This window comes from Streptomyces sp. NBC_00459, from assembly GCF_036013955.1.
In the GTDB taxonomy this organism is placed as follows: Bacteria; Actinomycetota; Actinomycetes; order Streptomycetales; family Streptomycetaceae; genus Streptomyces.
In genome coordinates this window covers 6,257,060-6,270,651 of the sequence record NZ_CP107903.1, presented here as the reverse complement: position 1 = coordinate 6,270,651, position 13,592 = coordinate 6,257,060, and the positions used below count along the sequence as shown (strand labels likewise).

Below are 13,592 nucleotides of genomic sequence, written 5' to 3'. Positions count from 1 at the left end.
GTCTCGAGGGTTCTGGTCGAGTTCGGAGTGCGGGTTGCCTGTGGCTGGTCGCGCAGTTCCCCGCGCCCCTGAAAGCACGGCATCGCCCTCGGCCGAATGACAAGTTGCCCGTGCTCAGGGCAGCAGGTTGCCCTTTCTTGCCAGGAGGAACCGCTTGAAGGCGGCCACCGGCGGGGTGTCCGGGTGGCCGTCGAGCCAGGCGACCCCGATTTCCCTGGCTGCCCTCGGCGACGTGACCGTCAGTTCTGCGACTCCCGGGCGTGGGACTGCCGGAGGCGGGAGGAGAGCCACCCCCAGTCCTGCCGCCACCAGGCCCCTCAAGGTCTCCGCCTCCTCTCCCTCGAAGGCGATCCGGGGCCGGAAGCCGGCCTGCTGGCAGAGGTCGTCGGTGATGCGGCGGAGGCCGTAGCCGGGTTCCAGGGTCACGAAGATTTCCTCGGCCGCTTCGGCCAAGCGGACTCGTCTGCGGGTGGCGAGACGGTGGTCGGCGGGGACGACCAGGCGGAGTTTCTGTTCGTCCAGGCGGCGGGCGACCAGATCGGGGGCGTCCGGGACGGGCGATGTGAGGCAGAGATCCAGTTCGCCGGAGCGCAGGCGTTCGATCATGGCCTCGCCGTAGTTCTGTACGAGGGTGAAGCGGACGCGGGGATGGTCGGCGCGGAAGGCGTGCAGCAGGCCGGGGACGGTCTCGGCACCCATGGTGTGCAGGAAGCCGAAGGCGACCTTGCCGGTGGCGGGGTCGGCGTCGGCGCGTACCTCTTCGGCGGCCCGTTCGATCTCGGCGAGGGCCCGCTCGACGGAGGCGAGGAACGTACGGCCGGCGGGGGTGAGGGAGACGGTCCGTCCCCGGCGGGCGAAGAGATCCACGCCGAGGTCCTGTTCGAGGCGGACCATCGCCCGGGAGAGCGTCGACTGCGGGACCTGCATCTCCTGGGCGGCGCGGGTGACGTGCTCCGTACGGGCGACTCCGGCGAAGTAGGACAGGCGTGGGGCGAGGGCGGTGACAATGTCTTCCGTGTCACTGGACGGTGACAGGCGGGCTGCTGACCTCTGCTGATGCACCATGGGAACGATTATGGGGTTTCCGTGCATTGGACGGATGAACGGGGGCGTACGTAACTTCGAGGCATGCCTGCTGCCAGTACCGGGGCGGCCACGATCGTGGCCGCCGCCCCTCCGTCGCTCCCCTCGCTCCCCGTCGTCGACTCCCGTATGGCCCCGGGTGGGCCCGGCTACCGGCGGATGAGCTTCGCGCTCTTCCTGGCGGGTGTCGCGACCTTCGCCCTTCTCTACTCCACGCAGGCACTGCTGCCGTTGATCTCCGTCGAGTTCGGGGCGGCTGCGAGCGACGCGAGCTGGACGGTGTCGGCGGCGACCGGTGCGCTGGCCCTGTTCGTTCTCCCGATGAGCGCGCTGTCGGAACGGTTCGGTCGGCGAACGGTGATGACCGGGTCGCTGGCCGTGGCGGCGACGGTCGGACTGCTGGTGCCCTTCGCCCCGTCGCTGGGCGCGCTGGTCGCGCTGCGGGCGGTGCAGGGTGCCGCGCTGGCCGGGCTGCCCGCGTCGGCGACGGCGTATCTGGCCGAGGAGGTCCGACCCAAGGCGCTGATCACGGCGATCGGCCTGTTCGTGGCCGGCAACAGCGTGGGCGGGATGAGCGGCCGGGTCATCACGGGCTGGGTCGCGCAGGAGTGGGGCTGGCGGGTCGCGGTCGCCGTGATCGGCGTCGTGGCGGTGAGCTGCGCGGTGGCCTTCCGGCTGCTGCTCCCCGCGCCGCGTCACTTCCGCAAGGGCTCGCTGCGGCCCCGGGTGCTGGCGCGCACGGTTCGTACGCATCTGTCGAACCCGTTGCTGCGGCGCCTGTACGCGATCGGCGCGCTGTTCATGACGGTGTTCGGCGGGGTCTACACGGTCATCGGGTACCGCCTGACGGAGGCGCCCTTCAGCCTGCCGCAGGGCATCGTCGGCTCGGTCTTCCTGGTGTACCTGGTGGGTACGGTGTCGGCGTCGACGGCGGGGAGGCTGGTGGGCAGGCTGGGGCGGCGGGGCGCGCTGTACCTGGCCGGCGGTACGACGACGGCAGGCCTGCTGCTGTCCCTGTCGGACGACCTGGCGCTGGTTCTGCTGGGCCTGGTGCTGATCACGGCGGGGTTCTTCGCGGGGCACGCGGTGGCGTCGTCGGCGGTGAGCCACACGGCGAAGGTGGGGCGGGCTCAGGCGTCGGCGCTGTACCAGTCGGCGTACTACATCGGCTCCAGCGCCGGCAGTACGTTGGGAGCGGTGGCGTTCCACGCGGGCGGCTGGTCGGGGACGGTGGCGTTGGGGCTTCTGGCGGTGCTCGGCGTGGTGACAGTCACGGTGATGGGGTCCCGGGCTGCGCGGAGTGTGCGGGTGCCCGCGACGGCGTGACCGAGGCTTCCTTCTTCGCCCCCGCCGCCCCTACCCGTCCCATCCTTCTGGGGCTCCGCCCCAGACCCCGCTCCTCAAACGCCGGAGGGGCTGGATTGTCAGCCCGTCCGGCGTTTGAGGACGAGCGCGCTCAGCGCGATGGGGGGTCTGGGGGCGCAGCCCCCAGGAACAGGATGGGACGGGTAGGGGCGGCGGGGGCGAAACCCTTCTCACCTGCACCTTTTCCCACTCCCCGGGCCGTTGTCAGTGGGCTGCGCTAGCTTCTTCGTGTTGGGTCGCGATGAGGCGACGAAGGCAGCCATGGGGTGGGTTGGCGATGGGCGACAGTACGGCTACTGCGACAGATCTCGACGTACAACTGGAACGGCACCGCGTCGAGCTGACCGGGTACTGCTACCGCATGCTCGGCTCCTCCTTCGAGGCCGAGGACGCCGTACAGGACACCATGGTCCGCGCCTGGCGGAACTACGAGAAGTTCGAGGGCCGGTCGAGTCTCCGTTCGTGGCTGTACCGCATCGCCACGAACGTCTGCCTGGACATGCTGACCGCCGGCAACAAGCGCGCCCGCCCCATGGACCTCACGGACTCCACCCCTCTCGCCCGGGCCGCCCTCTCCCCCCGCCCCGACAACACCTGGCTGGAACCGATGCCGGACGCCCGTGTGCTGCCCACCGTCGAGGACCCGGCGGAGGCCGCTGTGGCCAAGGAGTCCGTGCGGCTGGCCTTCATGGCCGCCCTGCAGCAACTGCCCGCGAAACAACGGGCCGTGCTGATCCTCCGCGAGGTGCTGGCCTGGAAGGCGAGCGAGGTCGCCGAACTTCTCGACACCTCGGTCGCGTCCGTCAACAGTGCCCTCCAGCGGGCCCGGGCGACCCTCGCCGAGCGCGACAGCGCCGTAGCCGGGGTTGGTGCCCATGCCGCCGTGTCCGACCCGCTCAGCGAGGAGCAGCGGAAACTGCTCGACCGCTATGTCGCCGCGTTCGAGGGATACGACATGGCGGCGCTCACCGCGCTGCTGCACGAGGACGCCGTCATGACGATGCCGCCGTTCGACCTGTGGCTGACCGGGCCGGAGGACATCACGGGCTTCATGACGACACTCGGCGCCGCCTGTGCGGGCTCGCACCTCGTGCCGGTCGCCGTCAACGGACTGCCCGGCTTCGCCCAGTACAAGCCGGACGAGGAGACGGGCGGCTACTCCCCCTGGGCGGTCCAGGTGCTGGAGATCTCAGACGGCCGGATCACCGGGTTCCACTGCTTCCTCGACACCAAGCGCTGGTTCCCGCTGTTCGGTCTCCCCCTCTCGCTCCCTCTCGACCTCGACGTCGAAGCCGAGACCGACCAGGTCGAGGAAGGCGAGTAGGGCCGGCGCCGGGTCCCGGAGGCATATCCGGCCTCCGGCCCGGCGGGCAGCCAGCTGGAGCCGGGCCAGCAGCTCCAGCGTGCCCAGCCCCGGCGGCCCCAGCCCCGCCACATCGCACACCACGACCGGATCACGACCATCACCACCGTCGGTCCCCAACAGCGCACGGACGTCCTCGCACAGCCCCGCCACCCCTTCACGGGTGACGGGGCCGGCCAGCACGAGTACAGCGGGTGTCATGGCGTCCACGAACGGTAGACCGCACGGGCGCCCGTAACTCATCGCCCACCTGTCGCCCACCCGACGAAGCCCACCCGTTGAGATCGCTTTGACGCGTGCCCCTCCTCCCCCGGAGGGTTGCGTGTATGCCCCACGAACCGACCCCGCCCGTGATACCCCACGGCCGCCCCTCCTCCGGACTCACGAAGGAGGCCTCGTGCAGGGCGTGCTGACCGGGTTCGCGGTGATCGCCGTGGTCATCGGCGTCGGCTATCTCATCGGGCTGCGCGGCTACCTCGGGGACAACGGACGCGAGGTCCTGACCAAGCTCGCCTTCCACGTCGCCACCCCGGCCCTGTTGTTCACCACGCTCGCCCGCGCCGACCTGTCGGTGATCTTCTCCAGCCGGCTCCTGATCACCGCGCTGAGCACGATCGCGGCGGCGAGTGTCTTCATCGCGGTGGGCGTCGTACGCCGCTGGGGTGCCGGACGTACGACGATCGGCGCCCTCTGCTCCAGTTACGTCAACTCCGGCAACCTCGGTATCCCGATCGCCGTGTACGTGCTGGGCGACGCCTCGCTCGTCGCGCCGGTGCTGCTGTTCCAGACGATCGTGGTCACACCGATCGCGCTGACCGTCCTCGATCTGACGACCACCGGTGAGAAGCACCCGCTGTGGCGGCAGTTGATCACGCCGTTGCGCAATCCCGTCGCCGTCGGTTCGCTGTCCGGGGTGCTGGTGTCGGCGACGGGGCTCGGCGTTCCCGCGCCCGTCCTGGACCCGCTGACCCTGATCGGCAACATGTCCGTGCCCGCGGTGCTGCTGGCCTTCGGTATCTCGCTGTCCGCCAGCACCTGGCCGTTGCGCGGCTCCGAGCGGACTCCCGTACTGCTGTCGGTCGCCCTGAAGTCGGTGGGCCAGCCGGTGGCCGCCTGGGCGCTGGGTGCGGGGGTCTTCGGTCTGCACGGCGCGCCCCTGCTCGACGTGGTGGTGACCTCGGCGCTGCCCGCCGCCCAGAACCTCTTCACGTACGCGGGCCGCTATCGCGTGGCGGAGACCCTGGCCCGCGAGTCGATCCTGCTGTCGACCATCCTCGCCGTGCCCGTGCTGGTGGTCGTCGCGGCCCTGCTGGGCTGAGCGGATGCGCCCGGGCAGGGGATCCACTCCCCCACCCGGGCGCCGGTACGCTCGCTCCGCCCCGCTACCGGCTCAGGCGATCCGCTCCAGCACCACCGGCGCCGCCGCGAAGTCCGTGCCCGCCGCGCCGATGTCGTACGAGCCCTCGACCGCCTGGAGCGCGTACTCGAAGCGCTCCGGGGTGTCCGTGTGGAGGGTCAGCAGGGGCTGGCCCTCCGTGACCGTGTCGCCCGGCTTGGCGTGCAGCTCGACGCCCGCGCCCGCCTGCACCGGGTCCTCCTTGCGCGCACGCCCCGCGCCGAGCCGCCAGGCGGCGACGCCGACGCCGTACGCGTCCAGCCGGGACAGGACGCCCGAGGACGGCGCCTTGATGACGTGCTGTTCCTTCGACGTCGGCAGCGGGGCGTCCGGGTCGCCGCCCTGGGCCGCGATCATCCGGCGCCACACGTCCATCGCCGAACCGTCGGCCAGCGCCTTCGCCGGGTCCGCATCCTTCACGCCGGCCGCGTCGAGCATCTCGCGGGCCAGGGCGAGCGTCAGTTCGACCACGTCCGCGGGGCCGCCGCCCGCCAGGACCTCGACCGACTCCCGTACCTCCAGCGCGTTGCCCGCGGTCAGGCCGAGGGGCGTCGACATGTCGGTGAGGAGGGCCACCGTCCTGACCCCGTGGTCAGTGCCCAGGCCCACCATCGTGGACGCCAGTTCCCGCGCGTCCTCGATGGTCTTCATGAAGGCGCCCGTGCCCACCTTGACGTCCAGCACCAGGGAGCCGGTGCCCTCCGCGATCTTCTTCGACATGATCGACGAGGCGATCAGCGGGATCGCCTCGACCGTGCCGGTGACGTCCCGCAGCGCGTACAGCTTCTTGTCGGCCGGGGCCAGACCGTCGCCCGCCGCGCAGATCACCGCGCCGGTCGTGTCCAGGACGTGCAGCATCTCCTCGTTCGACAGCAGCGCGCGCCAGCCCGGGATCGACTCCAGCTTGTCCAGCGTGCCGCCGGTGTGGCCGAGGCCGCGACCCGAGAGCTGCGGTACGGCTGCGCCGCAGGCCGCGACCAGGGGGGCCAGCGGGAGGGTGATCTTGTCGCCGACGCCACCCGTGGAGTGCTTGTCGGCCGTCGGGCGGGACAGCGAGGCGAAGTTCATGCGCTCGCCGGACGCGATCATCGCCGCCGTCCAGCGGGCGATCTCGCGGCGGTTCATGCCGTTCAGCAGGATCGCCATGGCGAGCGCGGACATCTGCTCGTCGGCGACCACACCGCGCGTGTAGGCGTCGATGACCCAGTCGATCTGCTCGTCGCTGAGTTCGCCGCGGTCCCGCTTGGTGCGGATGACGGAGATGACATCCATCGACAGCATCGTCATGGCTTGGCTTCCTTCCGGTGGTTCTGCGAAACTGTGCGGCCCCCCTGAGACCGAGCGATCGCCAACTCAGGGGGGCCGTACGGGAGTTACTTGGTGAGATGGTCCGGGCCGAAGGCCTGGGGGAGCATCTCCGAGAGGGGCAGGATGCCCGCCGGGGTCTCCAGCAGCAGGGTCGCGCCGCCGAACTCGTACAGCAGCTGCCGGCAGCGGCCACAGGGGACGAGGACCTCGCCCTTGCCGTCCACGCACGTGAAGTGCGTCAGCCGGCCGCCGCCCGTGAGCTGGAGCTCGGAGACCAGGCCGCACTCGGCGCACAGACCGATCCCGTACGACGCGTTCTCCACGTTGCAGCCCGAGACCGTGCGGCCGTCGTCGACCAGGGCCGCGACGCCGACCGGGTAACCGGAGTAGGGGGCGTACGCCCGGGACATCGCGTCCCGGGCCACCGCCCGCAGCTTCTCCCAGTCGACCGGTTCGGCGTTCGCGGACTCGGCCGCCGTCACTTGCCCTGGCCCTTCCGGTAGCGCATGCCGTCCGCTTTGGGCATCCGCAGACGCTGCGCGGACAGCGACAGCACCAGCAGCGTGACGACGTACGGCGTGGCACCCACGAAGTCGCTCGGAACCTCGTCGGTGGTCAGGTACCAGACCAGGACCGCCACGGCCACGACGGCACTGATGACACCCTGGACGAGAGCCTTCTTGTAGAGCTTCCAGCCGGCCATCGCCAGGAGGAGCACGAACAGCAGCAGGAGCAGCGCGTGGACGGTCTCGCCGCCGCTGCGCAGCTGAAGCGCGTCCGAGTAGCCGAACAGGCCCGCGCCCATGGCGAGACCGCCGGGCCGCCAGTTGCCGAAGATCATGGCGGCGAGACCGATGTAGCCGCGCCCACCGGTCTGGCCCTCCAGGTAGGTGTGCGAGGTGACCAGCGCGAGGAAGGCGCCACCGAGGCCGGCGAGGCCGCCGGAGACGGCCACGGCCGCGTACTTGTACTTGTAGACGTTGACGCCGAGAGACTCCGCGGCGACCGGGTTCTCACCGCAGGAGCGCAGACGCAGGCCGAACGGGGTGCGCCACAGCAGCCACCAGCTGGCGACGAACAGCGCGATCGCCAGGACCGTCACCACGGACAGGTCGGTGACCAGACCGCCGAGGATGCCGGCGATGTCGGAGATCAGGAACCAGTGGTGGTTCTCGACGGAGTGCAGCCCGCTGGAGAGGCCGGGGACGTCGAAGCTGGGAAGCGAGTCCACGGGCGGCGACTGCTTGGGGTTGCCGCCCGCGTCGGCCGCCTTGCCGTCCACGAAGAAGATCTTGGCGAGGTACTGGGTGAAGCCGAGCGCGAGCAGGTTGATCGCGACACCGGAGACGATGTGGTCGACGCCGAAAGTGACGGTCGCGACCGCGTGCAGCAGGCCGCCCAGGACACCGAAGCCGACGCCGCACACCACGCCGAGCCAGGGGCTGGACTGCCAGCCGATCCAGCCGGCGCCGAAGGTGCCGAGGATCATCATGCCTTCGAGGCCGATGTTGACCACACCGGCCCGCTCGGACCACAGACCGGCGAGGCCGGCGAGGCCGATCGGCACGGCGAGGCTGAGCGCGGCGGAGACCTGGCCCTCGGAGGTGAGCTGGTCGGATCCGGAGATGACCCGGACCGCGGCGACGAGCAGCAGCGCTCCGGCGACGATCATCAGGATCTGGCCGAGCGAACGGCCCGACCGGGGCGCGGCATTGCCCGCCTTGGGTGCCGCGGGGGGCGGCGTGTCGGTCATCGTGGCAGTCATCACGCCACCTCCTGCTTCTGGGTCGGGGCTGCGGCCTGGGCGGCGAGCTCGGCGCCGACCCGCTGCTGCTGGCGCTTGAGTCCGTAGCGTCGTACGAGCTCGTAGGCGATGACGACGCACAGGACGATGACGCCCTGGATGACGCCGAGGATCTCCTTGTCGTAGCCCTCGAACTCCAGGTGGTTGGTGGTGCGTTCCAGGAAGCCCCACAGCAGTGCGGCGAGGGCGATGCCGACCGGGTTGTTGCGGCCGAGCAGCGCGATGGCGATGCCGGTGAAGCCGATGCCCACGGGGAAGTCGTTGCTGAACTGGTGGCTGTCGTTGAGCAGGGTCGGCATGCCGATCAGACCGGCCACCGCGCCCGAGATCACCATGCTGGTGGCGATCATCCTCTTCACCGAGACACCGCTCGCGGCGGCGGCGGACTCGGACTGGCCGACGGTGCGCAGGTCGAAACCGAAGCGGGTCCGGCCGAGCACGAACCAGTAGGCGATGCCGACGACCACGGCGATGACGATGAAGCCCCACAGCTCGCCCGCGGCGCCGGTGTCGATCTGGAAGAAGTACGACGACTCCGGCAGCGGCGTCGTGGAGACGACCGTGCCGCCTGCCTGGAGCTCGGCGAGCTTTCCGGGCTGGAGCAGGTAGCCGATGATCGCGGTGGCGATCGAGTTGAGCATGATCGTCGAGATGACCTCGCTGACCCCGCGGGTCACCTTCAGGATGCCCGCGATGGCCGCCCACAGGGCACCGGTCACCATCGCGCACAGCATGATGAGCGGGATGGAGATCCAGCCCGGCGTGGTCAGCGCGCCGCCGAGGACGGCGGCGAAGAACGCGGCGATCCGGTACTGGCCGTCGACGCCGATGTTGAACAGGTTCATCCGGAAGCCGATGGCCACCGAGACGCCCGCCAGGTAGTACGTCGTCGCCTTGTTCAGGATGTAGATCTGGCTGTCGCTGGCGGAACCGTAGGTCACCATGTCGCTGAAGGCGGCGCCCGGGTTCTTGCCGGTGGCGAGGATCACCAGGGTGGTGACGACGAGCGCGGCGACGACCGCCAGCACCGGCGCCGCGATACCGAGGAGCAGCCGCTCCCTGTCGATGCGTTGCGTCAGCTTCTTCATCGGGCGTCGTCCTCTGTGCTCTCCGGGCCGGAGGCCTCTGTGTGCTCCAGGTGGCCGGTGGCCGCGCCCGTCATGGCGGAGCCCAGTTCCTCGGGGGTGATCGTGGCGGGGTCGGCGTCGGCGACCAGACGGCCGCGGTACATCACCCGCAGGGTGTCGGAGAGCCCGATGAGCTCGTCCAGGTCCGCGGAGATCAACAGCACGGCCAGGCCCTCTCGGCGGGCCTCGCGGATGTGATCCCAGATCGCGGCCTGCGCGCCGACGTCCACACCGCGGGTGGGGTGGGCGGCGATGAGCAGCTTGGGCGCGTGGCTCATCTCGCGGCCGACGATCAGCTTCTGCTGGTTGCCGCCGGAGAGGGAGCCGGCGGTGACGTCGATGCCGGGGGTGCGGACGTCGTACGCCTCGATGATGCGCTCGGTGTCGGTGCGGGCCGCCTTGATGTCGAGCAGCTGGCCGCGGGAGTTGGGCTTCTCGGTGACGTGGCCGAGGATGCGGTTCTCCCACAGCGGGGCCTCGAGGAGCAGGCCGTGGCGGTGGCGGTCCTCGGGGATGTAGCCGACCCCGGCCTCGCGGCGGCGGCGGGTGGGCACGTGGGAGATGTCGGTGTCGTCGAGGACGATGGTGCCGCCGTCGGGGTCGCGGATGCCCATGATCGCCTCGACGAGCTCGGACTGGCCGTTGCCCTCCACGCCGGCGATGCCGAGGACCTCGCCCTTGTGGATGGTGAAGGAGATGTCGTCGAGGATGACGCGCTCGACACCGTCGAGGTCGGTCTGGGCCAGGCTCAGGCCGTCCAGCTTCAGGAGCGGGACGTCCGTGACCGTGGACTCCTCGGTCTCCGGAGTGGGCAGTTCGCTGCCGACCATCAGCTCGGCGAGCTGCTTGGGAGTCGTACCGGCGGGCTCGACCGTGCCGACGGTGGTGCCGCGGCGGATGACGGTGATCTCGTCGGCGACCGACAGGACTTCGCCCAGCTTGTGGGAGATGAAGATGACGGTGAGGCCCTCGGCCTTCAGCTCGCGCAGGTTGTCGAAGAGGGCGTCGACCTCCTGCGGCACGAGGACGGCGGTGGGCTCGTCGAGGATGAGGGTCTTGGCGCCGCGGTAGAGGACCTTGACGATCTCCACGCGCTGCCGGTCGGCGACGCCGAGCTCCTCCAGGAGGACGTCCGGGCGGACGTTCAGGCCGTACGCGTCGGAGATCTCCCTGATCTTCGTACGGGCCTTGGCGCCGATGCCGAACAGCTTCTCCGCGCCGAGGACGACGTTCTCCAGCACGGTGAGGTTGTCGGCGAGCATGAAGTGCTGGTGCACCATGCCGATGCCGCGGGCGATGGCGTCGGCGGGGTTGTGGAAGGTGACCGTCTCGCCGTTCACCGTGATGGTGCCCTCGTCCGGCTGCTGCATGCCGTAGAGGATCTTCATCAGGGTGGACTTGCCGGCGCCGTTCTCACCGCACAGGGCGTGCACGGTGCCGGTGCGGACGGTGATGTCGATGTCCTTGTTGGCGACGACGCCGGGGAATCGCTTGGTGATGCCGCGCAGTTCGACGGCAGCGGGAGGGCTGGACGCGTTGATGGCGCACTCTCCTCGGGGGAAAGGGGCTGCATAGGGGAGGCCAGGCGTCGGCGACGCTAGCGCGGCAACTCGATGCTACACGCGTAGAGTTGACACATTGTTATGGCTCGGCGAGAGGGTCGAGGTGCACCGTCTCGCCGAGCCGGGGTTCCCGCAGGAACCGTCAGGTCAGACGGTGGTCTTGACCGTGATGGTGCCGTCGACGATCTTCTTCTTCGCGGCGTCCAGCTGCGTCTGGATGTCGTCGATGAAGCCACCGCTGGTGGCCAGGCCGACACCGCCCTTGGCGAGCGAGTAGACCTGGTTGCCGGTCAGCGGCGTGCCGTCGTGGACGGACTTGACGAAGTCGTAGACGCCGACGTCGACGTTCTTGACCATCGAGGTGAGGATCGACTCCTTGTACTTGCTCAGACCCTGGATGTTGTACTGGTCCGAGTCCACGCCGATGGCCCAGGCACCCTTGACGCCGGAGACGGCCTCGATCGCGCCGTTGCCGGAGGAGCCGGCCGCGCTGTAGATCACGTCGGCGCCCTTGTCGAGCTGGCCGGACGCGGCCTCCTTGCCCTTGTCGGGGCTGGCGAAACCGGAGAAGTCGGAGCCGCGGGTCAGGTACTGGACCTCGACCTTGACCTTGGGGTTGGTGTCCTTGACGCCCTGGACGTAGCCCGCCTCGAACTTCTTGATCAGCGGGGTGTCCACGCCACCGATGAAGCCGACGTGGTCCTTCTTGGTCTTCAGCGCCGCGGCGACACCGGCCAGGTAGGAGCCCTGCTCCTCGGTGAAGGTGATGCTGTCGACGTTCTTGGCGGTCGCGACCGCGTCGATGAGGCCGAAGCTGACCTTCGGGTACTTGGCGGCGACCTTGTCGACCGAGGTCGCGTAGGAGAAGCCGACGGCGACGATCGGGTTGTAGCCGGCGTCCGCCAGGTCGGTCAGGCGCTGCTCACGGTCGGCCTCGGTGTCGGAGCTCTTGGCGGTCAGCTCCTTGAGGGAGCCGCTGAACTCCTTCTCGGCCTTGTCGGCGCCGCGCGCGGCGGAGTCGTTGAAGGAGCGGTCACCACGGCCGCCGACGTCGTAGGCGAGGCCGATCTTGACGCCGCCCTTGGCGCCGTCCGACGACGACGAGGAGGAGGCGCTGTCGTTCTCGGAGGAGGTGCTGCCACAGGCAGTGGCAGTCATTGCGAGAGCTGCGGTCGCGATACACGCAGCGGAAAGCTTGGCTACCCGGCGCACGGGAGGCTCCTTCACCTGACCTGAGCGCCGTGTCGGCGCTTCATGTGAGCACGATGCCAGTGCTCGGGCCCGGACGCCCTGGTGGCGTCGGCTTCGCGGCATCGTAACGCGCGTAGATGTCAGAAAATAACCCATGGGGAAGCCGTTATCGATTCGAGGCAAACGCCTTCTGAACTCGCGCTCTTACGGCTTCCGCGCCGACAGTTTCCGATGGCGCACGATTGGCTTACAACCGTGTTGCGCCAATCGACGCAGCGGCTCCCGAAGGAGCCGCCGCCCGCTCGAGAGGACCGGTCGCCCTTCCCGGCGATGTCGCAGGCCAGGGCCGGCCCCAGGTTCTTGCCACCCTCGCTGGTGGACCCACCGGACGGGCCGCCACGGGCGGACACAGCGACTGCGAGGGCTACGAGGACTGCGACTACGGCACCCGCAACGGCGACGGGAGAAGTTCGCCCTGCCAGTATCACCCGACCGACCCAGGAAGGCGCCCGGCGCCGAACCCGAGCGGCGCACACGCGGGAAGCGATGCCAGCCGGGCACGCCAAGGGGCGCCGGGAGAGACGTGCACTGACCGAAGATTGACCGAAGCCGGGCGAAAATTGACCGCGTGCAGACAAAGGCAAAACTGGGCCCGTCCTACCTTCTGACCCATGCCCCCACAGCCACCGCCTCCCCCCTGGGCCGCCGCCACCCGCCCCGCCCGCCCCACCCTCCCGGTGCTGCCCTACCGCAAGCCCACCAAGGGCCGCGACTACTGGGTCCTGGACGATGTCCTGCCCGGCGTGGACGCCGTGCGCGAGCGGTGTCTCGCCAAGGACGACTGGACGAAGGGCCACCCCTACACCTCGGAGAGCTGGCCCGGGCTGCGGGCCATGCCGGGTCTCGAACCGGCCGAGCTGGGGCGGATCGAGCAGCTGGTGAGGCGGGCGACCGGTGCGAAGGAACTCTGGGTGCAGAGGACTCCCAGCGGCGGCACCCTCAACCACAACTGCGTCCAGGTGGTGGGCGAGGGCGAGAGCACGCCCCGCCCGCACACGGACTCACGGTCGCTGTGCCGGTACGCGGCAGTGCTCTACCTCAACCCGGGCGTCCCCAAGGACTGCGGCACCAGCTTCTTCCGCCAGTCCCTGCCCGGCGGGCGGCTCGGCGGCAACACGGTCCAGGCCCCGCACAACAACCTGGTCGACGCGCTGGGCACCCGGTTCGTCGCCCCGGACGCCTTCGAGGAGGACGTCCGGGTCCCGCACAGGTACAACCGCCTGCTCCTCTACAACGCCAACCTCGTGCACAGCGCGACCGGTTACTGCGGGACGACACTGGAGGAGAAGCGGATGACGGCCGTCTTCTTCTGGATGGCGTGAGCCCCTCCGGG

11 protein-coding genes and 1 pseudogene are annotated in these 13,592 nt (G+C 69.9%); 4 read left to right on the top strand and 8 right to left on the bottom strand.

Annotated elements, in window-relative coordinates:
* Positions 1 to 114 precede the first annotated feature (114 nt).
* Positions 115 to 1,065: a LysR family transcriptional regulator gene (locus OHN74_RS27735; protein ID WP_327697302.1), complete on the bottom strand. Its 951-nt coding sequence runs from the start codon at positions 1,063 to 1,065 to the stop codon at positions 115 to 117.
* Between the two features lie 63 nt (positions 1,066 to 1,128).
* On the opposite strand from OHN74_RS27735, the gene OHN74_RS27730 reads away from it, so the two are divergent.
* Both OHN74_RS27730 and OHN74_RS27725 read left to right on the top strand, forming a co-directional pair.
* Complete coding sequence (locus OHN74_RS27730; protein WP_327697301.1) at positions 1,129 to 2,409, top strand: MFS transporter; 1,281 nt, start codon at positions 1,129 to 1,131, stop codon at positions 2,407 to 2,409.
* A 316-nt stretch (positions 2,410 to 2,725) separates the two neighbouring features.
* Complete coding sequence (locus OHN74_RS27725; RefSeq protein WP_327697300.1) at positions 2,726 to 3,772, top strand: sigma-70 family RNA polymerase sigma factor; 1,047 nt, start codon at positions 2,726 to 2,728, stop codon at positions 3,770 to 3,772.
* A gap of 30 nt (positions 3,773 to 3,802) precedes the next feature.
* Here the strand turns inward: OHN74_RS27725 and OHN74_RS27720 are convergent.
* Positions 3,803 to 4,012, bottom strand: a pseudogene (locus OHN74_RS27720) (STAS domain-containing protein); the annotation flags it as partial.
* Between the two features lie 196 nt (positions 4,013 to 4,208).
* On the opposite strand from OHN74_RS27720, the gene OHN74_RS27715 reads away from it, so the two are divergent.
* Positions 4,209 to 5,129: an AEC family transporter gene (locus OHN74_RS27715; RefSeq protein ID WP_327697299.1), complete on the top strand. Its 921-nt coding sequence runs from the start codon at positions 4,209 to 4,211 to the stop codon at positions 5,127 to 5,129.
* A gap of 72 nt (positions 5,130 to 5,201) precedes the next feature.
* Here OHN74_RS27715 and OHN74_RS27710 read toward each other — a convergent pair whose 3' ends face one another.
* From OHN74_RS27710 to OHN74_RS27685, 6 genes are all read right to left on the bottom strand, one after another.
* On the bottom strand, positions 5,202 to 6,485 hold the full coding sequence (locus OHN74_RS27710) for a thymidine phosphorylase (RefSeq protein ID WP_327700302.1): 1,284 nt from the start codon (positions 6,483 to 6,485) through the stop codon (positions 5,202 to 5,204).
* Between the two features lie 95 nt (positions 6,486 to 6,580).
* Positions 6,581 to 6,997 (bottom strand): cytidine deaminase, encoded by a 417-nt coding sequence (locus OHN74_RS27705; RefSeq protein WP_327697298.1) that lies wholly within the window; start codon positions 6,995 to 6,997, stop codon positions 6,581 to 6,583.
* A complete protein-coding gene (locus OHN74_RS27700; protein WP_327697297.1) occupies positions 6,994 to 8,280 on the bottom strand; it encodes an ABC transporter permease in 1,287 nt (428 codons plus the stop codon). The genes OHN74_RS27705 and OHN74_RS27700 overlap by 4 nt, the downstream gene beginning before the upstream one ends.
* Entirely contained in the window at positions 8,280 to 9,407 is a 1,128-nt protein-coding gene (locus tag OHN74_RS27695) for an ABC transporter permease (RefSeq protein ID WP_327697296.1), read from the bottom strand. The genes OHN74_RS27700 and OHN74_RS27695 overlap by 1 nt, the downstream gene beginning before the upstream one ends.
* Positions 9,404 to 10,954 (bottom strand): ABC transporter ATP-binding protein, encoded by a 1,551-nt coding sequence (locus OHN74_RS27690; protein ID WP_327700301.1) that lies wholly within the window; start codon positions 10,952 to 10,954, stop codon positions 9,404 to 9,406. The genes OHN74_RS27695 and OHN74_RS27690 overlap by 4 nt, the downstream gene beginning before the upstream one ends.
* 201 nt (positions 10,955 to 11,155) lie before the next feature.
* Positions 11,156 to 12,220, bottom strand: a complete 1,065-nt coding sequence (locus tag OHN74_RS27685; RefSeq protein ID WP_327697295.1) for a BMP family lipoprotein — start codon at positions 12,218 to 12,220, stop codon at positions 11,156 to 11,158.
* Positions 12,221 to 12,870: 650 nt separating this feature from the next.
* Between OHN74_RS27685 and OHN74_RS27680 the strand changes: the two genes are divergently transcribed.
* Positions 12,871 to 13,581, top strand: coding sequence for a DUF6445 family protein (locus tag OHN74_RS27680; RefSeq protein ID WP_327697294.1), 711 nt, complete (start codon positions 12,871 to 12,873; stop codon positions 13,579 to 13,581).
* The last annotated feature ends 11 nt before the right edge of the window (positions 13,582 to 13,592 follow it).